At 67.5% G+C, this 382-nt stretch carries 1 pseudogene; it reads left to right on the forward strand.

Features of this window, described 5'->3' with window-relative positions:
• Positions 1-382: pseudogene (locus tag OO69_RS48325) on the forward strand (protein phosphatase); the annotation flags it as partial.

A 382-nucleotide genomic window follows, 5' to 3' on the forward strand; every position in this document is an offset into this window, starting at 1 on the left:
GGTCTCGCTCTCCAAGGTCCAGAAGGACCACCCCGAGATCGAACTCAAGTACCTGCCGCCCTACCAGCAGAAACTGGTCGAGGCCACCATCCCCGAGGGCGACCTCAACGACGCCAGGGCCAAGATCGAGGAACTGGCGGTCCAGGCCTCCGCCTGCAAGAAGCAGGCCGCCAGGCGCACCGCGGAGACCGAGAAGAACGCGAAGACGGGTGAGGGCGAGGCCGGAGGCACCACGGGAACCACTCCCGCCTCCTTCACGTCCAAGGCCTCACCCAGCCCGAACCCGTCGGGCTCGCCCGAGGCACCCGAATCGTCCGAGTCCCCGTCCACGACCGCACCCACTCCAGGCTCAGGACCGACCCTCTCGGAGGAAGAGCAGAAG

This window comes from Streptomyces sp. NRRL F-525 (genome assembly GCF_000716605.1).
Lineage (GTDB): Bacteria > Actinomycetota > Actinomycetes > Streptomycetales > Streptomycetaceae > Streptomyces.